Origin of the sequence: Cryobacterium sp. N19, assembly GCF_002929595.1 — a bacterium.
Lineage (GTDB): Bacteria > Actinomycetota > Actinomycetes > Actinomycetales > Microbacteriaceae > Cryobacterium > Cryobacterium flavum.
Genome location: NZ_PJJR01000052.1, coordinates 180,728 through 203,572, shown reverse-complemented (window position 1 = coordinate 203,572; position 22,845 = coordinate 180,728). Strand labels below are relative to the sequence as shown.

Genomic DNA, 22,845 nt, shown 5'->3' with positions numbered 1-22,845 from the left:
GAATCGTCTATAGCCAGCTCAGTCCCCGGCGCCGAGGTAGACATAGACGGTTTCGCGGCTGATCCCAAACTGTCGAGCAAGAACAGATTTCGGCACGCCAGCGGCAGCCTTCTCGCGCAGCTCGGCCGCACGGGCCGTGTCCAGTGACGGGGTGCGACCGCGGTATAGGCCACGCGTCTTAGCCAATGCAATACCCTCGCGCTGACGCTCACGAATCAGCGACCGCTCGAACTCAGCGAAAGCTCCCATGACGTTCACAAGGGTGCTTCGGCGCGGTCGGAACGGGTGCGCTGCTCGCGTGCACTTGTGCGTGACTGGTCCAGGTCGGCCCGCAGCGGGGTGAGTATGTCGTCGCGGTATTCGTGTATCGCGTGTGCTGCCCCGTCGGAGCACGCATGCGAGTCGTTTCTGTTTGGTTGGACGGCGTGACCCACGCCACGAGCCTGTTCGTCGTATCATCATCGCTGTCGGCCTACTTACCACCGTGTCGGGTCGGCACTCCGGGGCGTCGAAGCTGGCCGTACTGGGCTCGATGAGGAGCTGTTCGAGCATCTGCACGCCTGGCCTGCCTCTGCGATGCTGGCCCGGACGATCGTGCTGTTCGCGGCATCCGTCGCCCGTGTCTGGTTAGCTGGCTGGGTCGGTGATGAAACCCTCCTCGATCATCCACTCATAGGCCACATCGGCGGGTTCGGCACCGTCGACGTCAACTTGACGGTTCATGCCGCGCAGGACCTCGTCGGTGAGTTTCGGTGATATCTTGGCGAAGACCTTTTCCAGGCCGGGGTGGGCCTTGATTGTGTCGGTGAAGAAGATCGGTGCCACGTTGTATGCCGGGAAAAATGCGAGGTCATCGGTCAGGACTGTGAGGTCGAGCGCGTCGAGGCGACCGTCAGTTGTGAAGACTTCGCCGAAGTTGCAGGCGCCGTTGTCGGTTGCGCTGTAGATGGCACCGGTGTCGTAGATGCCGATGTTGCTGTCGGGCACGCCGTTGGCGGTGCCACGTTCCAGTCCGTAATGGGCGAGCATGGGGTTCAGGCCGTCTGGCCGGGAGTTGAATTCGGACTCGACGCAGAAGGTGCGATCCTCGACCGGCAACGCGGCAAGTTCGGACATGGCCGTGATGCCGCCGAGGTCGGCGACTGCCTCACTGCGCACAGCGAGGGCGTAGGTGTTGTTCATCGGTGCCGGCGCGCCCCAGGTGACACCGTTGGTGAGGTCGAGGTCGTACACGGCCTGCCACATTTCGTTCTGGTCAGTGATCGCCTCGGCCTGACCGAGGTAGGTCAACCATGCGGTTCCGGTGTAATCCCAGAGCACGTCGGCCTGGCCAGAGAGAAGCAGCTCGCGGGCCGGCTGGCTGCCGGGCACGTTACTGAGGTCAGTGACGTCGAATCCAGCGGCGGTCCCGGCGAGCACCGCGATCTTGCCGAGCAGTAGCTGCTCAGTGAAGTTCTTGGACGTGACGGTGAGGTCGACACCGTCGGCACCGTCGAGCGGGGTGATCGACCCGGGTCCAACCGCGGGAACGTATGAGGTCGCCGGTTGCAGGCCGCAGCCGGTCAGGGCGACGGCGGACAGGGCGAGGACGCTCGTTGCTTGAGCCCAGTGGCCGACGTGTCCGCGGCGGGTGTGAAAAGAGGGGGGGTGCATCTAGAGTCCCTTCGGGCGGGCGACGTGTTCTGCTACGCGGCCGATCCAGTCGATGAGGAGGGCCAGCAGAGCCACCAATAGGGCTCCAGTGACGAGCACGGGGGTGAGGCTGAGATTGACGCCGGTGGTGATGAGGATGCCGAGTCCGCCGCCGTTGACGAACGTGGCCAGGGCGGCGGTGCCGACCAGCAGAACGAGGGCGGTACGCACGCCTGACAGCATGACCGGCACGGCAAGAGGGAGTTCCACGCGAAAGAGCACGGCTGTGGAGCTCATGCCCATGCCACGTCCGGCTTCGATGAGGCGGGCGTCGACCTGCTGCAGGCCGACCATGGTGTTGCGCAGCACCGGGAGCACCGCGTAAAGCACGAGGCTCAGCGTCGCTGCCCAGAAGCCGAAACCAACCCAGAATGCGAGGAGGACGACGACGCCGATCGCAGGGGCGGCTTGACCAACATTGGCGATCGCGAGCACCGGAGCGGTCAGAAACCGCAGGGATCGTCGGGTCAGGGCGATTCCCAAGGGAATCGCGATGACCAACACGATCACCGCGGCGAGGAGGGTGAGCTGGATATGCTGCACGGTGTAAACCCAGAGCGCGTCCGGGGCGAGTGTGGTCAGTTCGATCGGCGACAGGTTGGCCGTCAGTAGCCAGATGACGAGCGCGAGGAATGCGAGCAGAATACCGGCCAGCTGGTAGACCAGTCCCCGCCAGGATTGCCATACCGCGCGGGCACGACTGACCGGTACTGCCGGCGCGGCCGGGTCGCCGGGTGTTTCGACGGCGGAGTCGCCGCCGGAAATGCCGGCTTCTGTAGTTCGGCGGCGGGTGCTCATTGACCGGCCCGCGCGTCGGCGCCGTTGCTCTCGGTCTCGTTCAGGTCGGCGTCGGTGGCAGGCGCCTGCGCTTGGAACACGCCGGTGTTTAGTCCGACGGGCGCTTGGTCCGACTCGAGCACGGCAGCGGTCTGTGACCGGGTAATGGCGTCCATGACGGTCTGCACGTCGATGACGCCCTTGAACATGTCGCGGCGGCCGGTGACGAGCGCGGCTCCGGCGCTGGAGACGAGCATTGTGTCGAGTGCGTCATTGAGCGTGGCACGGTAGCCGACGACCGGAAGTTTCGGATCGGGAACGTTGCTAATGAGCTCGAGGCGGCCGAGCTTGCGGCGGGAGAGCCACTGGATGGGACGGTGACGCTCATCGACGATGACCGCGTGGCCGTGGCCGGCGTCGATGAGGCGGGCTAGGACATCCGCTGCCCGTTCGCCGGGGCTTCCCACGACGGCGTCGCCGAACCCGACCTCTGCCACCCGGGTGAGGGTGAGCTGTTTGAGGCCGGCGCCTGACCCGATAAAGTTTTCGACGAATTCGTTGGCCGGGTCGCCGAGGATGCGTTCCGGGGTGTCGTACTGTTCGAGCTGGGCGCCCTCGTTGAAGATGGCGATCCAGTCGCCGAGCTTGACGGCTTCGTCGAAGTCGTGGGTGACGCAGACGATGGTCTTCTGCAGTTCTTCTTGGATGTTGAGTAGTTCGTCTTGCAGGCGTAGGCGGGTGATCGGGTCGACGGCGCCGAAGGGCTCGTCCATGAGTAGCACGGGTGGGTCGGCCGCGAGGGCGCGCGCCACGCCGACGCGTTGCTGCTGGCCGCCAGAGAGTTCCTTGGGGTACCGGTTTCGGTAGAGCACCGGGTCGAGGGAGACGAGCTCGAGGAGTTCGTCGACCCGCGCCGCGATACGGGCCTTGTCCCAGCCGAGCATTTTCGGCACGAGGCCGATGTTGGTGGCCACCGTCATATGGGGAAAGAGCCCCCCGGCCTGAATGACATAGCCGATGCCTCGGCGCAGGGTATCGCCGTTCATGTTGGTGACGTCGTCACCGTCGACGACGATGCGGCCCTCGGTCGGTTCGATGAGTCGGTTGATCATTTTCAGGGTGGTGGTCTTGCCGCAGCCCGAGGGGCCGACGAGCATGACGATCTTGCCGGCCGGGATCTCCATGGTCAGACCGTCGACCGCGGGGCGCGCCTGGCCGGGGAAACGCTTAGTGACGTGGTCCAGCAGGATGTTCGCACCGGTGATGCCTGTCGGGGAATCTTCGGTGCTGGTGGATTCTGCGCTGTTGGATGCAATGAGTTCAGACACGGATACCTCGGGGTGTGGTCAGGCGGCCGAGGCCGACGAGAAGGAGGTCAAGAATAAGGGCGAGCACGACAACGCCGATGACGCCCGTCATCACCGACTCGAGGGAGTTGGCGCCGCCGAGGCGGGACAGGCCGGAGAAGATGAATCCGCCCAGGCCTGGGCCGAGGGAATATGCGGCGATCGCGGCGATTCCCATGACCATTTGAGCGGATACCCGAATGCCTGTGAGGATGATTGGCCACGCCATGGGCAGTTCTACCTGCAGGAGCGTGCGGAACCGGCTCATGCCAATGCCGCGGGCGGATTCCACGATCGACGGTGCGATACCCGATAGGCCCACGACCGCGTTGCGCAGAATGGGGAGGGTAGCGAAGAACGCTACGACGATGACGGCAGGAACGACGCCGAAGCCGAGTGGCGCGATGAGCAGCCCGATGAGCGCGAACGATGGGATGGTCAGGCCTATGGCAGACACGGAGTTGACGATCCCGGTGAGCGCGGAACTGCGGTAGACGACGGCGGCCAGCACGACGGCGATGACAGTCGCCAGGATCAGGCATTGCACGACGAGGCTAAAGTGCTGCCAACTGCTGAACAGGATCTGCTCATACTGATTCCTTACAAAATCCCACACATCAAAACCCCTTCGCTTCGATCACACATGGATTCACCGCCACCGGCACGGGGGCAACTGGAGGCGCCGATGCGGAGCTGGATGGGGACGCAGGCTGAGAGCCGTAGGCAGAGATGATTCTCCAGTCTTGCACGGCTACTGCCTTGTGGACGCAGCGAGACGCTACGGTCTAATCACGTGCGCCTGCGCCCCCGCGAATGAGGACGAGGACACTTGCATGACGCTGATCAGCACCGGGCTGCGCGTCTCCGAAGCCACGGCCTTGACCTGAGCCGACCTGCAGCTGTCCCGGCCGGCCCGCGCGGTCTGCCACGGAAAAGGACACGCAGACTCTATCACCCCGCTAATCCCGGTACCTGCTCGGACAGGCTGGCCTGGCAGAAAGAAAACCGCACTCCTGAACTCCCGCAGCACCGCGATTCATCTGTGCGACAACGCGCGGTTCGGGCCGGCGGACGGTCCGGGCGCCGTCATCAACCAATACGGGCACGTGCACGGTATCGAAGGGTTGCGCGTCCCCGACACCTCGAACTGCCAACCACGCTCGTGCGCGGGCCTGCCGGTTCAGGCTGTCGTACTCGGTCAGAATGTCGCGTTTGTACTTGGCGGTATAGGTTCGCCTCCGAGCACGCTCGGGAACCTGGGGATCGGGAACATCTTCCATCCCTACAGCCTGCCCGGTCGAGCTACGTTCTGTCATTACTGCGTTCGTCAAGGGGAACTCCTTCCCCGCCCTCTACGACACTATTCGGGACGATCCCGGTGCCTTATCTAAGGTTGACAGAGAGGGCAGCAGCTCTGCTCTGCGAGCGAGTTATTCAAGCAGCAGTGCGAGGCGGTCGGTATAGGCAGGATCGGGGTCGAAAAGGACCACGGCGTTCGTCGACGAGTTCCGGCGCTCCGGCATGATCGAATAACTAGCGACGTCCGCGGATGTCGGGGCGGAGCGCCGCCGTTGAGTGCCCGCGGAGCGCTCCGAGCCAGAGACCTGCCCCGTAGGCGAGGTCGTCGGCTCGGCGTGCGATCCCGAAGCGCACGATGTCGAGTTGCGGTCTGGTTCGTCGGTAGTCGAGGACGACGTCGAGTATGGCTGCGGCGATCGTTGCCCGGCGTACCCGTCGGGAGATGATGCTGCCGAGCACCGCGATCGGCCACCAGTGCCGCGTGAGCAGGGCCATCGTCTGCGAAACCGATGCGGCGACGCCGGTGGCCGTCAGCTCGATACCGATACGCAGCGGATGCTCGTGGCGGGATAGCTTGCGCGAGATGCGCACTGCGGCAACGGCCGAAATTCCGAGGGCGAGAGGAACCGACCAGGCCCGCTGGGCGAGCAACGCCACGATGACGCCGACGCTCCAGGGCGCGAGGATCGCCGGGGCGATGTTGCCTGGATGTCGGAGTGCCAGTGCGTGGCCGCCCGTGCCATAGAACGCTTTGCGCTTGGCCCAGTCGGGAAACGTGACTCGGTGTTCATGGGCGCTCGTCGCGGCCGGTTCGTAGCGCACCCTCCAGCCCTGTTCGACGAGTGTCCAAACGAGGTCGACGTCTTCGCCGACTCGCATACCGTCGCTGAACCCGGCGCCGAGGGCTTCGACACGGGCTACGACGAAAGCCGTTGACACCCACGACACCCGCGCGCGAGGCCGCACCGTGGCGGGAGTCGGTCCGAGGTCGAGCGATGACCGGGCATCTTCGTAACGAGAGATCCAGTTGACTCGGGTCGACAGCTGGAGTCCGATCACTCGCGGGGCGACGAGGGCAACCCTTGGATCAACGAAGTGTCGGAGCAATATTGCTACAGCACCGTCGGTGACGACCATGTCGTTGTCGACGAACACTACATAGGTCGTGTGCACCAATCGCAGCCCCGCATTGCGGGCGCCGGCCGGACCCAGATTCTCGGGCAGAGCGATGAAACGGGCTCCCGCTGCGGCGGCGATTCGTTTCGCATCGCTGGGGTCGGGCGAAGCATCATCGACCACGATGACCGATTTGCGTGGCCCAATACTCGTTAGGAGGCGGTCGAGCGATTCCGGCCGACCGTACGTTGGAATCACGTAGGTGACGTCGCTCTCATCCGCTGCCGGGAGCGTGTCGAGTACCGGATCGGCCATGCCAATTTCGAGCAGCTTGTCAACGAGGGCGCCCGAGCCGGCACGGTCGACGGCCAGGAGGCGCCCGGCGAACATTCTGACGGCGGCCCGGGAGAGATAGATTGCGCGGGTCGGGGAGCCTCCGACCAAGGATCGGCCTTGGTCACGGACCGTGACCGTGCGGTTGAGTTCGACCGTGAAACCGGGTGGGAGCAGAGCAGCGGGCGGCTTCATGCTCGATCTTCCGTGGCGACGGGTGCCGGGACTGTGCACCGGGCGGGGTCGCGGAGGCAACCGCGGGGGTCGATGGACTCGCCGAGGATCCGGCGCTGCACACCGTCGCACATCTCAGCCATGAGGGCAGCGCCAGTCGTGGCGGTGGCTCCGGTCGGGTCGCCCAAAATCCCGGTCGGCGACACCGCTCGCACGCCCTCCGACGCGAGCCGGCTAAAAAGGGCAGACATCGGCGTCATCGCGCCAGGCACAACCGATGCCAGGTCGACCAACTTGGCGTCGAGATGCAGCAGAATCGATGTCTCGGTGATTCCGGCGTGGGCATCTCCCCGGGCAACCGTGCAGGGAGCCCAGGCGACAGTGTGACCTTCGCCCCGGAGCAGAGAAACGGATGTGGTGAGCGCAGCAAGGTTTCCGCCATGGCCGTTGACGAGCACAATGCGGCCAGCCCAGGTCGACAGCGAGCGCACCAGCTCGATCACGACTATCGTGAGCGCTTCGGTGCCGATCGACACGGTTCCCGGAAAATTCTGATGCTCACCACTCGCCCCGTACTGCAGGGCGGGGGCGACGACGACCGAATGCCCCCTGATGGTCAGATCCGTGGCGACTCGCTCTGCCACCGCCGAGGCGATTATGGTGTCGGTGGAGAACGGCAGGTGTGGTCCATGCTGCTCCGTCGAGCCAAGGGGTACGAGCACGACTGGGGCCGGCGGCAGCGATGGCCAGGTGCTATACGCCAATTCACCATCCACTTGTGCCCCCTCGTTCGACTTCAAGTCTGGCCCCAAAAAGTACCGTGCGCCGCCGCCATGGCGGTGACGTGGTTGATAGTGACGTGATTATTGCCGGGTCGTAGCGTCGACGTTGCTCAGTGTCGCTCCAAGGGTGCGCGAGAACGTTGGCGGGATGTAAAAGTCTGCGGGTGAGAGCTCGTGGATTGAATCATGGCCAAGGCCGAGAACGGCCGAGTCGAGTCCGCCACGCAGAATGTCGAGTACGTTTTCGACTCCGGCCTGGCCGTTTGCGGCGAGGCCCCACAGGTAGGCGCGGCCGATCATGACCGCGCGTGCGCCGAGCGCGAGGGCCTTGGCGACGTCGCTGCCTCGACGGATTCCGCCGTCCAGCACAATTTCCACGTCGCCGCCAACGGCTTCGACGACCGACGCGAGCATACGAATTGTCGCCGGTGTTCCGTCGAGGTTGTTGCCGCCGTGGTTGGACACGGAGATGGCGGTTACACCCGTGTCGACGGCTCGGTGGGCGTCGTCGATGCGGGTGACGCCCTTGAGCATGAAGGGTCCTCCCCAGGTTTCGCGCATCCAGGCGACGTCTTCCCAGGAGGGTGGCGGCGTCTGCATCCACTCGTAATAGGCGCCGAAGAATGTCGGTGCAGTGCCGCCCGGCGGAGTGAGATTGGGAGCGGTGAGGTCGGGGATACGGCCGGACTTCGCGAAGCGCAGGAGCCATTGTGGGTGGGGGAGCACGTTGGGCGCGAAGTTGATCATTGTCTTCAGGCTCATCTTTTCCGGAATCTGCGGGCTGCCCCAGTCGCGACCGTTGGAGAAGGACCAATCAAGGGTGGCGATGAGTCCCTTGGCGCCGGCGGTCCGGGCCCGGTCCATTCGCTGCACCATCGATTCCCGCGATCCCGACCAGTACATTTGGAAGAACGTGTTTGGGTTGGCAGCAATTACGTCTTCAACGGGTTTGCTGGCGAACGAACTCAGGCCCATGATAGTGCCGCGGTTAGCGGATGCCCGGGCAACGGCCACTTCACCGTCGGGGTGCACGGCCTGCACACCTGTGGGGGAAATGATGACTGGCAAAGAAATGGGGATGCCCATCACGGTTGTCGTTAGGTCGCGCACCGCATGGTGCCCGGCGACATGCGGTGAGAAGCCGAGCTCGCCAAACGCTGCCATGTTGTCGTCGATGGTCAGCCCGCGCTCAGACCCCGCAACGAGGGCACTGTAGACGGAGGAGGGAAGTGCACTCTTGGCTCGTCGCTGTGCCTCGGCAACGGTTTCGAACCATGCGTTTTTTGCCATGGGAGTTCCTGCTTTCTAGTTGTCGTTTTAGGTTCTAAAGAGTCGACTGATAGCCGGAGCGACATCGCGGTGGGTGCGCACGAGATGGGCGGTTCCATGCCCGGCAGTCGCGAGCTGCCGGCCGAGTTCGATGTCTTTCTCACCGCTCACGTCGATGAGCACGTCGAGTCGCCCCAGCCAGGCCGCGCTTTCCCGTGGATCCGGACCCGCATTATGCACACAGTCCGACAATAGGATCACGCGCGCCTCCCGTGTTGGTACCTGCGCCAGCTGACGCGCCGCGAGTTCGAGTGGGAAGGCGATGTTCGTGAGTCCGCGGGCGGGCATCTGCAAGATGGAATCGAGCAGATCCATCGGCTTCACCTCCCGGCCGAGACCGAGCAGGATGGCTGCGTCCGACCAGAACGCGATGACGGCCAGGGAGTCGTGCTGGAGTTCACCCGCGAGGGCACCGACCGTCGCGGCGGCGGTCTGCACTCGCTCGCCTTTCATTGATCCGGACACATCAACGAGCAGCACCACCGACCGGCGGGTGCGAATGCGCTCCCGCACGATGATGTCTTCGTCTTCCGGAATTGGGTGTTCGGCGAGCATCTCGATTGTGCGATCGAGATCGATTTCGTCCGACCCGGCCCGATAGGGCAAACTCGTGAGCTTGCCCGACCCGCGGTGCGCCAGCGAGTCTGTTCTTGGTTGGGGGATAGCCAGCCTCGCAGCTATCTGCCGGGCTCGGGCGCGCACGCTGGGATCGATGTCGACCACATCGGTGCCACCGAGCACTATTTCACCTATTTCGTCGGTGTTTCCCGCTTCAGTGGTGCCCGGAGACGATTTGGGCGCGGGACCGCGCCCAATTGTCTGCGCGCGCAACACCATGCCTGCGCTCCCCGCGCCGCCGGGCTCAAAGACCACCGGATCCTCCGTGAGCTGTTTCGGCTTGCGACCCAACGCGGTTCTGGCCCGTTTCTGGCGGTCCGGCCTCGAAAGGGGTGTATCCGCTTCGATCTCCCTTCAACCCGGCTCGGCAATGGCCGGTTCCAGAATGAAATGGTCTTCCCAGATCTGTCGCAACACGCGCTCGGGCGTGCTTTCCGCGGCCTCGTCGAGGTGGATGCGGCCGGACAGGGAGACGGTCATGGCATCGTAGACGAGTTCTTTGTAGCCGTCGTCGTGCGGTGACCTGAGGTGTCGAAGCAGTGCGAGTTGCAGCGCGACGAGGACGCAGTCAATTGCGCCGCGCACGCTGCTTCCCTGGCGTACATCCGGGTGACGCCTCGTTGCCCGGGTGACGGATACCGCGTCGATAACGAGGCGATTGGCGAGATCACCGTCGGCCTGGGTGCGAAGCGTGACGATTCCGCGTTCGGCTGGCTCGTCCTGATAGCCGATCGCGAGTCGGTTCAACCGGTCGTGCACGCTCGTCGACAACCGCGTCGTGCCGACGTTGTCATAGGGGTTCATCGACGCAACTACTCGGAAGGTCGGCGCCGCGATGATGGTGCCGACCCGGGGCACCGCGATGGCGCGATCGGCCATTGCGGTGAGCAGTGTGTTGAGGGTGTCTTCCGGTGCCCGGTTGAACTCCTCTATATAGAGGAACCCGCCGCGTTGCATCGCTTCGATGAGGGGCCCAGCCACGAAGTTGTCGGCGCTGTAGTCCTCCCGCAGCACCCGCGCGGGATTGTGGTGGCCAACGAGTTTGGCTGGGGTGAGGTCGGCATTGCCCTCGACGAAGTGCAAGGGGATACCCCATTCTTCGGTGATGGCTTTCAGTATGGTGGTTTTGCTAGTCCCCGGTGGCCCCTCAAGCAGGATGTCGCGGCTAGCTGCGATGGCCGCGAGCGTCAGTTCGAGCTCACGCTCCCGGCCGACAAGGTGCGCGGCTACCCGTTTCTGGGTGTCGACGATGGTACTGGTGGGTGCCACGTGTTCTCCTTCATCTGGAACAGGGCTGGTTTACTTGATGGATGCTCCACCGTCGACCGGGATCTGGCCTCCGCTGACGTAGTATGACTGGTCGGAGGCGAGCCAGGCGACCGCGTTCGATACGTGGATTGGCTCGATCCAAGCCTTGCCCATGGGGTTCAGCCCGGCGAAGGCGGGTTCGGCATCCTCGGCCTGAGGATCGTCAAGGTCTGGGCGGAACAGCTTGTAGGTGTTGCTGTTCTTCACCATCTTCGTGTCGATCGAGTTCGGGTGGATCGTGTTAACCCGAATTCCGTGAGGACCGAGTTCATTGGCGAGTACCTTCATCAGGCCGACGATGCCGTGCTTGGTAGTCGTATAGGCGGCGACGTTGGCGAGTCCCTTGAATCCCGCCAGTGAGGAGATAATAATGACCGATCCACCGGCACCGGATGCGATCAGATGGTCGGCAGCGGCTTTGTAGGTGTGCCATACCCCGGTCAGGTTAATGTCCATGAGGTCTTTCCAGGACTGCTCTTCGATCTTCTGGGTGTCCGATCCGAAGGTGAAGATTCCGGCGTTGGCGACGATGATGTCGAGCCGTCCCAGTTCTGCGACGCCCTCATCCACGGCCTTGGTCAGCGCGTCGATATCGCGCACATCCGCCTGTTTCGCCACGATACGCCGGTCGAGAGCTTCGACCTGCCGGACGGTCTCCGCCAGGTCCTCGGCGGTTGCTGGCTCATAGAATGTGGTGACGCTGTCGACGCCCTCGCAGAGGTCGATCGCGATGATGTCGGCGCCCTCCTGCGCCAGACGAATGGCGTGGCTTCTGCCCTGCCCTCTCGCTGCGCCGGTGATGAAGGCGACTTTGCCGTCGAGGTTTCCCATGTCTGTCTCTTTTCTTCCATATGTGGCGGTGCGCTTCGCGTCGCCCCGCGTCAATTGGTTACTTGACGAGGTTGCCCGCGTCCACGGGGAGGGTAACGCCGGTGATGAATCTCGCCTCGTCGGAGGCCAGGAACAATACCGCGTTGCTGATATCGACCGGCTCCACCCAAGGCACTGGCAGGGCGTTGATACTCTTGAAAGCCTCGACTGCCGAATCCTGAGTGGGGTTCGCATTGGCCGGATCGAACAACCCCCAAACGTCTTCGTTCTGGATCATGATTGTGTTGACCGTTGTTGGATGCACCGAGTTCACTCGAATTGAGTATTGGGCGAACTCGTTGGCAAGCGTCCGCATGATGCCGACGACCCCGTGCTTGGCTGCTGTGTAGTGGACGGTGTTAGCGAGTCCTTTGAGCCCCGCAGTCGAACTGGTAAGAATGATCGACCCGCCTCGTCCGCCTTTGATGAGGTGCGGTAGGGCCGCCTTGCAGGTGTTCCAGACGCCGGTCAGATTAATGTCGATGGTTTCCTGCCATGCGGCATCGTCAAGCTCGAGCGCCGGGGACATCTGAAAGATTCCCGCGTTGGCCGACACGATATCGAGCCGTCCGAGCTGAGCGACTCCATCGTCCATCACCGCTTTTAGCGCTGCTGAGTCACGTACATCGGCCTGTGTAGCGATGATGCGGCGATCCAATGCTTCCACCTGACGCACGGTCTCGGCCAGATCCTCTGCGGTGGCCATTGGGTATGCATGCACCGACTCAACAGGACCGACGATGTCGACCGCAATGATGTCCGCGCCCTCCTGGGCCAGTCGCAGCGCATGACTGCGCCCCTGACTTCTAGCGGCACCGGTGATGAACGCTACCTTGCCTTCTACTCTTCCCATGATCTTCTTCTCCTCGTCGAGTTGTGAAACGAATATTCTTACTTGATGCTGCCGCCCGCGTCGACAGGCAGGGTAACGCCGGTGATGTATCTAGCCTCGTCGGAGGCCAGGAACAGTAACGCATTGGAAATATCAATTGCTTCCAGCCACGGAATCGGCAGCGCCTGCATAGCAACCGATGCAGTCTTGAAGTCTTCGCGGGTGGGGTTCTTCAGGTCAGGGCGGAATAGCTTGTAGATTGCCTCGTTCTGGATCATGTCGGTGTTAACCTGCGTCGGGTGGATACTGTTCACACGGATCATGTGTGGTGCCAGTTCAAGGGCCAGCGTTCGCATGAGTCCCACGACACCGTGCTTAGCTGCGGTGTAGTGGGCGAGGTTCTGGTAGACCATCAGAGCGGCGTTGGAACTGGTCAGGATGATGGATCCACCGCGCCCGCCGGCCTTGATGTGCGGGATTGCTGCTTTTGTGGTGCGCCAGACACCGGACAGGTTCACGTTGATCATGTCTGTCCAGATCTCCTCCGATAGCTCCTCGGTGGGTGCCATGTCGGTTACGATGCCGGCGTTGGCCGACACGATGTCGAGGCGTCCGAGCTGCGCTACACCCTCATCCACTGCGGATTTCAGGGCGTCAAAATCGCGCACATCCGCCTTAGTAGCGATGATGCGACGATCGAGTGCCTCGACCTGACGAACGGTCTCGGCCAGATCTTCTTCCGTGGCCCCGGCGTACGGCGCTCCGGGAATGTCCTCACAGACATCGATCGCGATGATATCTGCGCCTTCTTGTGCCAGTCGGATAGCGTGACTACGCCCCTGGCCTCTGGCTGCACCCGTGATGAATGCGACTTTGCCTTCTACTCTTCCCATGGTTTCCTCCTCATTTTTGATGTTCAGGTTCTATACAGTCGACTGAGACCGGCGCGGTAGTTGCGGCGGCGCGGCATCCGATCGGAAGGCGTACTCCGCGACTGCGTCGTGCTGCACCTCACGGCTCAGAGTCCCCGTTCGCCGAAGCAGTCGCGCGTTCCGATCCTTGATAACGCATTTTTTGGCTGGAGACCACCGACTCTCTGTCGCAAGCGCACCGGGCGCTTGTCACGTCTCTCTGGGTTGCGAACTCTAACTACAGCCGCACGTTCCTTCTCCGCAGCTCTCCCCGGCGCAGCTGGATTGCGAAGTTGCGAGCAGGTTCATCCCGGCCAGTGGGCTCTCGTCACAAGCTCCTGCCGGTGGTTGTTCGGGCGTGAACCCGACGAGAGGACTGACTTCGCAGTCGCTGGCGTTCACTGGAACCATCCCGGCGCGACGGCTCAGTGTGAGCTGTACCGAGCCCATTCCTTCGCGTCCGGCTCGGGTAGTGCGGTGGGAGTGGTCGACGATTGACGATTTTGGAAGCTCTACCGCTTTGCCCTTGCGGTTCTTTAGCAACTCTTCGCCGTAGCCCTGGACGCATTCCGGGTCGGGACCATCCAGCGGTAATCCAGTGAAGAATTTGGCGGCCATGCAGCCGCCCTTGCAAGTGTCGAAAAACGCGCATGAGGTGCACGCTCCACCCGACTGCGGTTCGCGCAGTTTGAGAAAGAGTTCCGAGTGCTGCCAGACCTCCTGGAAGCCGCCCTCTGAGCGCACATTGCCGGCGAGGAACTCTTCGTGAATGGCGAAGGGGCACGCGTAGACGTCCCCGACGGGGTCTATGAGGCAGACAACACGACCTGCGCCGCACAGGTTAAGGCCGGGCAGTGCGTCTCCAAAAGCAGAGAGATGGAAGAACGAGTCTCCGGTGAGCACACCATCTCCGTGTGCGACGAGCCAGTCGTAGAGTTCGCGCTGCTGCGTTTGGGTCGGGTGCAGTTCGTCCCAGACGTCCGCTCCGCGACCGGAGGGGCGCAGGCGGGTGAGCCGCAATTGGGCGTCAAACTTGTCGGCGATGGCCTTGAAGTCGTCGAGCTGGCTGATGTTCTGGCTCGTACAGACGACCGAGATCTTGAATCCCTTGAAGCCGGCCTCATACATGTTCTGCATGGCGTTCATAGCCGTGGCGTAGGAGCCGGGGCCGCGCACATGATCGTTGACTTCCGCTGTTGCGCCGTCGAGCGAGATCTGCACGTCGACGTAGTCGCTTCTGACGAGACGCTGGGCAATCTCCGGGGAGATTTTCACGCCGTTGGTGGAGAATTTGACTCCGACGTGGTGCTCTGATGCGTAGTCGACGAGTTCCCAGAAATCGGGACGCACGGTCGGCTCGCCGCCGCCGATGTTGACGTAGAAGACCTGCATCCGCTCGAACTCGTCAATGACGGCCTTCGCCTCTGCCGTCGTCAGCTCGCGAGGATCGCGGCGCCCGGAACTCGAGAGGCAGTGAACACAGGACAGGTTGCAGGCGTAGGTCAGTTCCCAGGTGAGACAGATGGGGGCGTCAAGGCCGTATTCGAAGAGATCGACGAGACGCTCGGTCTTTCGGGGAATATCTTTCGGGGCGAGAACGAACGGGGACGTTCGGGGTGCATCGAGGAGCGTCATGAGGTCCTTTCAACGACCATGGAGGATTTCGCGAGGATGCCGAGAGCACGCTGATAGCGGGGCAGATCACTCTCAGCGATGCCCGCGGCCGTGCACGCTGCGCGGGCAGAAGGTCCGTCGGCGAGAGTCCTCACGACGGCGAGAAGCGTCGTATCTTTTAGGAATGAGAGCTGGCGGGTACCGAAATGGTAGAGCAGCGCACCGAACGGCTCCGGGCGAACAGATACCTGGGGATGGAGATCCCATCCCCGGTCAAGATCCAGGCCGGCCATGTCAGCGATTTAGTAGACGCCGCACATGCCGTCGATCGAGATCTCCTCGACCAGGGTATCGGATTCGAGATCCAACGCCGCAGAATGTTCAGCGTCGGCGGTTGCGGATTCGGTGGGGCTGGTCTTTTTTGCGGAAACCATGCGGTTCTCCTTGCGATAGAAATCGACATCAGTGGCGAAAATCTCGTGCATGCACCAGACTAGTGGCACTCAGTGCCGAAAGTACAGGGATGAAAACAAATGAATGAATGCTCTGTGGCACCGCGGATGGGCCGACAGCCGCTGACGACCCGCGCCGCCCTGAGCCACGTAGCACTTCGGCTTTTTCTCGAGCACGGTTTCGACCAGACGACCGTCGACGACATTGCCACCGCCGCCGGAATTGGGCGTCGAACCCTGTTTCGCTACTTTCCCTCCAAGAACGATCTGCCCTGGGGTGACTTTGACGCTGAACTCGCGCGTATGCGCGCGCTCCTCGCTGCTACGGACACGACCGTGTCTCTCGTCGATGCGCTCGCCCGGGCGGTCGTCGAATTCAATCGATTTCCGTCAGAAGAGGTCCCCTTTCATCGCGAGCGGATGAACCTGCTGCTGAACGTTCCTGCGCTCGTGGCGCACTCCACGCTGCGATATGCCGAGTGGCGCCTGGTGGTGTCGGATTTCGCGGCTGGCCGCTTGGGAGTCGCCGTCGACGCGATCGAACCGACAGTGATCGGCTGGGTATTCCTCGGTGCATCGCTCGCCGCGTACGAGCAGTGGCTCAGAACTGACGGCTCCAACCTCATTGAGCTGCTCGACTCGGCCTTGCTTCTGCTTAAGGAGGGTTTCACGTCGGGTGAATTATCAATAGTTGGACCCGGAGGACAGGCATGAACCCACGGGTACCGGTGTCGAACTTGACGGACGTGAACTATGACGTGATCGTGGTCGGTGCCGGCGCAGCCGGAGCCCCACTCGCAGCCCGACTGAGTGAAGATCCCGAGAGACGGGTGCTGCTCCTTGAGGCAGGACCGGTGCCGCGGTCCGCCGCCGAATTCCCGCCCGAGTTACTCGATGCTGGAACCGTGCAGGGAGCGACGCCGGGACATCCGCAGAATTGGTCGTTCACAGGTAATCTCACACCGAAACTGCCCTACTCAATCGCGCGCGGCCGGGTCCTCGGTGGATCATCGACGATCAACGGCTCGTACTTCATTCGTGCAAGAAAAGCCGACTTCGATTCCTGGTCTATCGGGTCACCCGAATGGGCCTGGGAAAAGGTATTGCCGTTCTATCGCCGGATCGAAACCGACCTGCAGTATGGCGAGTCCGCCGTTCACGGTGGTGCGGGGCCGATGGTCGTCGGTCGGCCTCCGCAGGACCATCCAGTGACCGTCGCTTTTCGCGCGGCGGCCTTGGAGCTGGGTTTCGCCGACGAACCTGACAAGAACGATCAGGGTATTCCGGGACACGGACCGCTCCCGATGAACACGCTCGACGGCGTGCGTCAGAACACCGGGATCGCCTACCTGAATCCGGTGCGGCACCGCAGAAACCTCACGGTGTCGGGTGACAGCTACGTGCGCCGTGTACTGTTCGAGGGAACAAGAGCCATCGGTGTCGAGGTCACGCGGGGCGGCGGGATGGTTCAGCTGCGAGGCCGAGAGATTGTGCTCTCGGCAGGCGCGATCAAATCACCTCACCTGCTGCTGGTCTCAGGGGTGGGCCCCCGGGAGCAACTGGAACAATTCAACATTCCAGTCGTGCGCGACTTGCCCGGGGTCGGGGCGAATTTCAGTGATCACCCGGATATCGCCGTGCTGTGGCAGCCGCGCCGACAGATCGTTGACTACCGCACGTCGCAGTCGATGGCGGCGTGCCTGAACTTCACGGCGACCGGTTCTACTGCGCCCGGGGATCTGGAGATTCTCCCGATGCTTAAACCGATGGGGTATCTGTTGACCGGCAGCGCGCGCGGCATCATGGTCGGGGTACGCGCCGCAGCGAGGCGTCCGCTTCGATCACTTCGGGCGATGCGCGGGGTGTCGATGCGGCGCTTCGCGAACCAGATCGCCTATCGGGGGGACCTCGCGCTGCTCGTCGCCGTGCAGTCAGAGACTTCGCGCGGACGTATCAGCCTCGAGTCGGGCGATCCAGACGTGCAACCGCGCATCGACTACAACTACCTCTCGACCGAACACGACCTCAAACGCATGCGCGAAGTTGTGCGGGTGGCGGTACATTTGCTGCGAACAGATGCCTACAGGCACCTGTTTAAGCGATTGACCGAACTGACCGACACCGTGCTCAAGAGCGATGAACTGCTCGATGATTGGCTGCGCTCCCACTTGGGCACCGCCATTCACCTCTGCGGCAGCGCACGGTTTGGGCCAGCAGATGATCCTGGGGCCGTCGTCGATCAATACGGGCGCGTGCACGGTGTCGAGGGGTTGCGCGTCGCCGACACCTCGATCCTGCCGACCACGCCCGTGCGCGGACCGGCCGCGACCGCCGTTCTCGTCGGGGAGCGCGTGGCCGACTTTATTCGCCGCGGAATGTAAGGCGTACTTCTTACGGCCTGTACCCCGATGATTATCGCCCGGAGGACGATTCCAACGCCGATAGAAGGGAAGATCGTTCACAAGCCCTGCACAGGATCTAGCGCCCACAATCAACGCCCCTGGGCGTTCTTCACAGTCCGGCCGTGACGCCAACGCATCCCCGTACGCCGGTTGATCTTCAACATTCGGCACGCCTAGGCGTTACTGATTCCTTGCCTCATTAGCCGAGCATATTCAACGCGCGTCTCGGCCATCGGCAGCGCCGGTCACCTTCTTGCGGCTTCGGGAACCGTCTGTCATCGCTACTCCTAAAACTCAGGTGTTGCGACGTTGGCTGGAAAACGCCCAGCCTGTCATGGCCGCCGACACACCGTCTGCGTGAAGTCGGTTCGGACTTTGCGCAGCGCTGTCCCCGATGACGGCGATTGGTTGGCGCTGCATGTGCTGGCAACGGCATGCCGCCATAGGAGGGGGCTATGTTGGGTGGGAGATGCAAGCGGCATCGGAGTTGGTTGAGGTACCGCCGGTCCGGGCTGCTCATCACGAAGGAGATTCAATGTCGAATCAGGATCATGAACCGTGCGCAACGGGAGATCTCGAGGTCCGCAGTCTGTCCGATCATGAATGGCGTGTCGGCGACCGCCGCTGCCACGAAAGGTCACCCAAGAAGGTGCTCGGTTACATCGAAAAACGTGGTTCTGCTTTTGAAGTCATGAATATAGAGGCGCCGCGACGGCACGTCATGTTTGATCATTTCGAGTCGGCGGTCGCCTCGTTTGCGTCAGTTTCCCCGACTTAGATTTTGTTTACGGCGTTGACGTCAACTTGCCGATTCACTCAGCTCCGGGTCCGAAACCCTGACGTGTTTACGCTGCGAGGTCCAGATGCAGCAGTAGCGGCTCGGTCCAAGCTGTCCCTGGCGTCAAGCAGCATAGATGTCAAAAATGAGACTGACTTGACTTAGATGAGACAGGACATGACGGGAACTCCATGACCAGCGTGGTGATCACCGTTCCGCGCGGGAGCTGGTGGATCTGGGGGTGTTGAGCCCGGAGAATCGCTGGCAGTACCTCGGGGACGCCGCCTAACTATCGGGTGCAGCTTGGGGTCAGGTCATGAAGTGGTTGACAGTCGGGCTATTGCTTCGTTGCGCATGTCGATTTTGCGTATCTTGCCGGATACTGTGAGGGGAAAATTGTCTCGAACGTCGGTGTACCGGGGGATTTTGAAGTGGGCTAGGCGTCCGTGGCAGAAGGCGGCGAGGTCTTGGGCGGTTATCGGGTCGACGCCCGGTTTGAGGATGATGCAGGCCGTGAGTTCTTCTCCGTATTTTTCGTCGGGTACTCCGATGACTTGCACGTCGTGAATTGATGGATGGTGCAGGAGGAATTCTTCGATTTCGCGTGGGTAGATGTTTTCGCCTCCGCGGATAACCATGTCCTTGATGCGTCCTTCTACGGTGATGTAGCCGTGCGTGTCCATGCTGGCGAGGTCACCGGTGTGTATCCAATCCTCCTGGTCGATTGCATCTCGAGTTTTGTCTGGTTCGTTCCAGTAGCCGGAGATGACGCTGTAGCCGCGTGTGCATAATTCGCCGATCTTGCCGCGCTCTACCGTTTCGCCGGTGGTGATGTTGATGATCTTGTTTTCCAGGTGTGGCATCGTACGACCGACAGTTGAGGTGCGTTGGGTGATGGTGTCTTCGCTTCTGGTCATTGTCGACACGGGTGCGGTTTCGGTCATGCCGTAGCAAATAGCCACGTCGATCATGTTCATTTCGTCGATCACTCGGTTCATCACTGCTTCCGGACAGGTTGACCCAGCCATCACTCCGGTGCGCAGTGTGGAGAGGTTGAAGGTGGTGAATTCCGGGAGGGCTAGTTCGGCCATAAACATCGTGGGTACTCCGTAGAGTGAGGTGCCGCCGTGATCGTGCACGGCTTGTAAGGCAGCTGTTGCGGTGAAGCTGCGCCCGGGAAGAATAGCGGCGGCACCGTGTGAGTAGATGTTGAGGTTGCCGATGACCATGCCAAAGCAATGGTAGAAGGGCACGGGGAGGACGACCCGGTCGTGTTCGGTGTAGTTGAGGAGTTCGCCGATGAAGAAGCCGTTGTTGAGAATGTTGCGGTGGGTGAGGGTGGCACCCTTAGGAAATCCGGTCGTACCCGAGGTGTACTGCAGGTTTATCGGGTCGTTCGCTGTCAGTTCGTTCATACGGTGGCGCAGGTCCAGGAGTGACACGGTATGGCCGGCTGTGATGAGGGCGGTATAGTCGAATTCGCCCGATAGGGTCGGGTCGGTATCGGTGCCGATAAAGACGAGTTCGTGCAGATCTGAACAGCTGATGAAAGCGTCTCGGGCCATGGCTGTATAGTCACTGTTTTTGTCGGATGGGGCGGAGATGAGCATCCGCATTCCGCACTGCCTGATAACGTATTCCAACTCAGCGATGCGAAACGCGGGATTCACGTTCACTAAAATCGCACCGATCTTGGCCGTGGCGTATTGAACGATCGTCCATTCGGCGCAGTTGGGCGACCAGATACCGACTCGGTCTCCGCGTTCGACGCCCAACCCCATAAGGCCGAGCGCAAAGTCGTCGATTGCTGAATTGAGTTCGGAATAGGACCAGTGTCGTCCGGTTGCTACCTCGATCAGGGCGTCACGGTGGGCGAATCGTTCAACGATGCCCTCAAAATGATCACCGATGGTGCATTCCAGCAGGGGCAGGTCTGAGGTCACTTGTGTGTACGACGACATGGCTGATCTCCTTTGATCGCTACTCGTGCACGGTATCACCCACAGTGCTCGACGAGCCAATTTTCACCAGTCGACCGTCCGTCCGCCCGACTCTCCATGTCACTTATGCGGCGTCATCATCGCCAATTCCCCGCCTGGCCAGGGCTCCGCGTTTACTGAACGTGACTTGATTCGCGAACGCATCCTCGTCGGCTTCACTACCGCCCGAGGCGTGGGCGAGTGTCGGTGGCCATGACAAGCTGGGTGTTTTCTAGCCAACGTCGCAACACTCGATCAAATGTGGGCTGTTTCCTTGTCGAGCGTTGATCTTGGCCGCGACTTCAGCCAGTCGTTCGGGGCTATGGAGATTCAGGTTTGTGCCCTTGGGGAAGTACTGGCGAATGAGCCCGTTTGTGTTCTCGTTCGAGCCTCGTTGCCACGGCGAATGTGGATCGCAGAAGTAGACCGAGATCGTCGTTTCCTCCTTGAACTGAAGGTACTCGACCTTCTCCGATCCTTGATCCCACGTCAGCGATTTCCGGAGGTGCGCCGGCAGGGCGCTGTGGGCGCTCAGCGGTGTTCCGGTGGCTTCTTTGCGACGCCGTTCGACACTGGCTGGCCTCAGTCAGCGCTGCCGGCCCCGACTCTGCGGAGCTCTAGCCAGAGATTCGCCGACACGTCAGGGTCGTCGAGATCGGCGTCCAGTAGTTTCGCTGCAATGCCGATTCGGTGCCGCAGGGAATTGCGATGGAGCTTCAACTCCCGGGCAGCGACCTCCCACTGGCCCTGATTCCGAATGTAACTTTTCACGGTTGCCACGAGATCGGCCCGGGAGTATGCCGTGAGCCGGGCCACCCACTCGACGGCACGAGGATCACGTAGGCCCGGGCCCGTGGAGATCTGTCCCACCCTTGCGAGCAGGCAAGACCGACGCAGGTCGTCGGCGCTGCCCGGTAACTGGCTGAGCGGCATGGGCCGGCTGAGCGCCGCCGCGAACGGAACAGGTTGGGCGCGTCGGCGCGACACTGCTGCCTCAACCGGGTTCCCGGATTCTTCGGCAGGGTCAGGGTCTGTCCGGGTCTCCAGAATGAGGTAACAGACGCCGTCTTCCATTGAGCGAAGGCGGCATCGGCGGATGCTGTCGCCTAATCGCATCGCCGGCTCACCAGACAGCATGGCTGAGACCTGATCGGCGAGTTCTGAGGTGGTGAGCGCCTCAAGGTTGTCTCCCCGGATGGCCAGGAGCCGGACCCGTTCAGCCAGCGGGGAACCGATCAGATCTCCAGCTACAAGACGCGCAGCATCGACGAAACCGTTCAACGCCAGCGTCGTTGCCGTGGTGCCGAGAACCGAGTTCGCCCGAGTGAGCTGCCACTCTCGCTGGGCAGCCACGGCGAGGAGCATGCATCCCGTGAGCATCAACTGCCGATCCGCCTTTCGCAGGGGCCGACCCGCACAGACAGCCAGGAAACCCGCCGTGCGCCGGTCAGCAATAATGGAGTACTCAACGACGTCCATCCCGTCCAGCGGGAAGGTGGCCGCCGAGTGCGTTCCGGCGAGGCCGAGGCGGGCCGTTTCTTCCCGGAGCTGAGGCAGGACGCGGTTCTCCTTCGGTGGCCAGTACGTTTCCGCTGAACCATCGGCGGGAAGATACACGGCCCAGCCGCCCAGGGCATTGCTCAGAACCTTCACCACCGCGGCGACGGCCTCGGGCCGTGTCGCAGCCTGCGTCAGTGAAGTCTGAAGAGTGAGGCTGGCCGCGAGGTCGGCCTGTTCTGTTTTGCCCACCAGGTCCCAGTAGGTGCGGGAAATGTGCATAAACGGGATGCTCGCAGGCACGATGAGGAGTGTTACTCCGGCTCCCGCACACGCACTTTCAAGTTGGGCGGGCACATCGTCAGTACCAGCACCGAGGCCTAGCCCCAGGGCAAGTACGCCGCGAGACGCGAGCCGAGTGACGTAGTCGCGAAGGCTGTCGGGCTCACCGGCCAGAGGAATGCCTGTGGTCAGCAGGAGTTCCCCGCCTTCCAAATACGGTGTCGGGTCTGTGAGCTCGGAGATATGCACGCCGGTGAGGTTGATCCTGGCGACCGGATCTCCGTCGACCGTGCGGAGGGCATTGCCCAACTTCTCACAGAGCTGAGTCAGGCTGATCACGAGGCAAGATCCGTTCTTACGGAGTAGGCGACAATTGTTGGATATTCTAACCAAGAAATGACAATAATTGGGCAATCCATCTGATGTTTCAGAGTCTGCGCGTTGCTAATTTGAG

General features: G+C 62.1%; 22 protein-coding genes and 1 pseudogene. 4 read left to right on the top strand and 19 right to left on the bottom strand.

What is annotated here, in order from left to right:
- Window positions 1-18 precede the first annotated feature (18 nt).
- From CXY78_RS22170 to CXY78_RS14485, 5 genes are all read right to left on the bottom strand, one after another.
- On the bottom strand, window positions 19-459 hold the full coding sequence (locus tag CXY78_RS22170; protein WP_369827326.1) for a recombinase family protein: 441 nt from the start codon (window positions 457-459) through the stop codon (window positions 19-21).
- A 168-nt stretch (window positions 460-627) separates the two neighbouring features.
- Window positions 628-1,653: a glycine betaine ABC transporter substrate-binding protein gene (locus CXY78_RS14500; protein ID WP_104089963.1), complete on the bottom strand. Its 1,026-nt coding sequence runs from the start codon at window positions 1,651-1,653 to the stop codon at window positions 628-630.
- Window positions 1,654-2,490: an ABC transporter permease gene (locus CXY78_RS14495; RefSeq protein WP_104089961.1), complete on the bottom strand. Its 837-nt coding sequence runs from the start codon at window positions 2,488-2,490 to the stop codon at window positions 1,654-1,656.
- Window positions 2,487-3,734 (bottom strand): ATP-binding cassette domain-containing protein, encoded by a 1,248-nt coding sequence (locus tag CXY78_RS14490; RefSeq protein WP_167552408.1) that lies wholly within the window; start codon window positions 3,732-3,734, stop codon window positions 2,487-2,489. Before CXY78_RS14490 ends, CXY78_RS14495 begins: the two co-directional genes overlap by 4 nt.
- Before the next feature lie 55 nt (window positions 3,735-3,789).
- Window positions 3,790-4,431, bottom strand: a complete 642-nt coding sequence (locus CXY78_RS14485; protein WP_104089959.1) for an ABC transporter permease — start codon at window positions 4,429-4,431, stop codon at window positions 3,790-3,792.
- 277 nt (window positions 4,432-4,708) lie between these two features.
- Here CXY78_RS14485 and CXY78_RS22165 point away from each other — a divergent pair, with 277 nt between their 5' ends.
- Window positions 4,709-5,206 carry a GMC oxidoreductase gene (locus CXY78_RS22165; protein ID WP_198412771.1) on the top strand — a complete coding sequence of 166 codons (498 nt, stop codon included), beginning with the start codon at window positions 4,709-4,711 and terminating at the stop codon, window positions 5,204-5,206.
- A gap of 142 nt (window positions 5,207-5,348) precedes the next feature.
- On the opposite strand, the gene mftF is transcribed toward CXY78_RS22165, so the two are convergent.
- The 11 genes from mftF to mftA form a co-directional block, all read right to left on the bottom strand.
- A complete protein-coding gene (gene mftF / locus CXY78_RS14475) occupies window positions 5,349-6,758 on the bottom strand; it encodes a mycofactocin biosynthesis glycosyltransferase MftF (protein ID WP_104089957.1) in 1,410 nt (469 codons plus the stop codon).
- Window positions 6,755-7,513 carry a mycofactocin biosynthesis peptidyl-dipeptidase MftE gene (gene mftE / locus CXY78_RS14470; RefSeq protein ID WP_104089955.1) on the bottom strand — a complete coding sequence of 253 codons (759 nt, stop codon included), beginning with the start codon at window positions 7,511-7,513 and terminating at the stop codon, window positions 6,755-6,757. The genes mftF and mftE overlap by 4 nt, the downstream gene beginning before the upstream one ends.
- Before the next feature lie 87 nt (window positions 7,514-7,600).
- A complete protein-coding gene (gene mftD, locus CXY78_RS14465; RefSeq protein ID WP_104089953.1) occupies window positions 7,601-8,809 on the bottom strand; it encodes a pre-mycofactocin synthase MftD in 1,209 nt (402 codons plus the stop codon).
- A 27-nt stretch (window positions 8,810-8,836) separates the two neighbouring features.
- Window positions 8,837-9,721, bottom strand: coding sequence for a VWA domain-containing protein (locus CXY78_RS14460; RefSeq protein WP_199182624.1), 885 nt, complete (start codon window positions 9,719-9,721; stop codon window positions 8,837-8,839).
- A 99-nt stretch (window positions 9,722-9,820) separates the two neighbouring features.
- On the bottom strand, window positions 9,821-10,735 hold the full coding sequence (locus tag CXY78_RS14455) for a MoxR family ATPase (RefSeq protein WP_092338435.1): 915 nt from the start codon (window positions 10,733-10,735) through the stop codon (window positions 9,821-9,823).
- A 30-nt stretch (window positions 10,736-10,765) separates the two neighbouring features.
- On the bottom strand, window positions 10,766-11,605 hold the full coding sequence (locus tag CXY78_RS14450; protein ID WP_092338437.1) for a mycofactocin-coupled SDR family oxidoreductase: 840 nt from the start codon (window positions 11,603-11,605) through the stop codon (window positions 10,766-10,768).
- A gap of 58 nt (window positions 11,606-11,663) precedes the next feature.
- Window positions 11,664-12,497: a mycofactocin-coupled SDR family oxidoreductase gene (locus tag CXY78_RS14445; protein ID WP_140424909.1), complete on the bottom strand. Its 834-nt coding sequence runs from the start codon at window positions 12,495-12,497 to the stop codon at window positions 11,664-11,666.
- Between the two features lie 38 nt (window positions 12,498-12,535).
- Window positions 12,536-13,369: a mycofactocin-coupled SDR family oxidoreductase gene (locus tag CXY78_RS14440; protein ID WP_092338442.1), complete on the bottom strand. Its 834-nt coding sequence runs from the start codon at window positions 13,367-13,369 to the stop codon at window positions 12,536-12,538.
- A 252-nt stretch (window positions 13,370-13,621) separates the two neighbouring features.
- A complete protein-coding gene (mftC, locus tag CXY78_RS14435) occupies window positions 13,622-15,022 on the bottom strand; it encodes a mycofactocin radical SAM maturase (protein WP_104089949.1) in 1,401 nt (466 codons plus the stop codon).
- Window positions 15,019-15,294: a mycofactocin biosynthesis chaperone MftB gene (gene mftB, locus CXY78_RS21910; protein ID WP_104089947.1), complete on the bottom strand. Its 276-nt coding sequence runs from the start codon at window positions 15,292-15,294 to the stop codon at window positions 15,019-15,021. The genes mftC and mftB overlap by 4 nt, the downstream gene beginning before the upstream one ends.
- Window positions 15,295-15,303: 9 nt before the next feature.
- Window positions 15,304-15,435, bottom strand: a complete 132-nt coding sequence (mftA, locus tag CXY78_RS14425) for a mycofactocin precursor MftA (protein ID WP_104090186.1) — start codon at window positions 15,433-15,435, stop codon at window positions 15,304-15,306.
- Window positions 15,436-15,534: 99 nt separating this feature from the next.
- Here mftA and mftR point away from each other — a divergent pair, with 99 nt between their 5' ends.
- From mftR to CXY78_RS20800, 3 genes are all read left to right on the top strand, one after another.
- Entirely contained in the window at window positions 15,535-16,167 is a 633-nt protein-coding gene (gene mftR, locus CXY78_RS14420; RefSeq protein ID WP_104089945.1) for a mycofactocin system transcriptional regulator, read from the top strand.
- Window positions 16,164-17,834, top strand: coding sequence for a mycofactocin system GMC family oxidoreductase MftG (mftG, locus tag CXY78_RS14415; RefSeq protein WP_104089943.1), 1,671 nt, complete (start codon window positions 16,164-16,166; stop codon window positions 17,832-17,834). The genes mftR and mftG overlap by 4 nt, the downstream gene beginning before the upstream one ends.
- A gap of 556 nt (window positions 17,835-18,390) precedes the next feature.
- Window positions 18,391-18,633 (top strand): hypothetical protein, encoded by a 243-nt coding sequence (locus CXY78_RS20800; protein ID WP_134344817.1) that lies wholly within the window; start codon window positions 18,391-18,393, stop codon window positions 18,631-18,633.
- Window positions 18,634-18,947: 314 nt separating this feature from the next.
- Here CXY78_RS20800 and CXY78_RS14410 read toward each other — a convergent pair whose 3' ends face one another.
- From CXY78_RS14410 to CXY78_RS14405, 3 genes and pseudogenes are all read right to left on the bottom strand, one after another.
- Window positions 18,948-20,594: an AMP-binding protein gene (locus CXY78_RS14410; protein WP_104089941.1), complete on the bottom strand. Its 1,647-nt coding sequence runs from the start codon at window positions 20,592-20,594 to the stop codon at window positions 18,948-18,950.
- 250 nt (window positions 20,595-20,844) lie between these two features.
- Window positions 20,845-21,135: pseudogene (locus CXY78_RS20795) on the bottom strand (IS30 family transposase); the annotation flags it as partial.
- A gap of 59 nt (window positions 21,136-21,194) precedes the next feature.
- Window positions 21,195-22,730 carry a PucR family transcriptional regulator ligand-binding domain-containing protein gene (locus tag CXY78_RS14405; protein ID WP_158252773.1) on the bottom strand — a complete coding sequence of 512 codons (1,536 nt, stop codon included), beginning with the start codon at window positions 22,728-22,730 and terminating at the stop codon, window positions 21,195-21,197.
- Window positions 22,731-22,845: the final 115 nt, after the last annotated feature.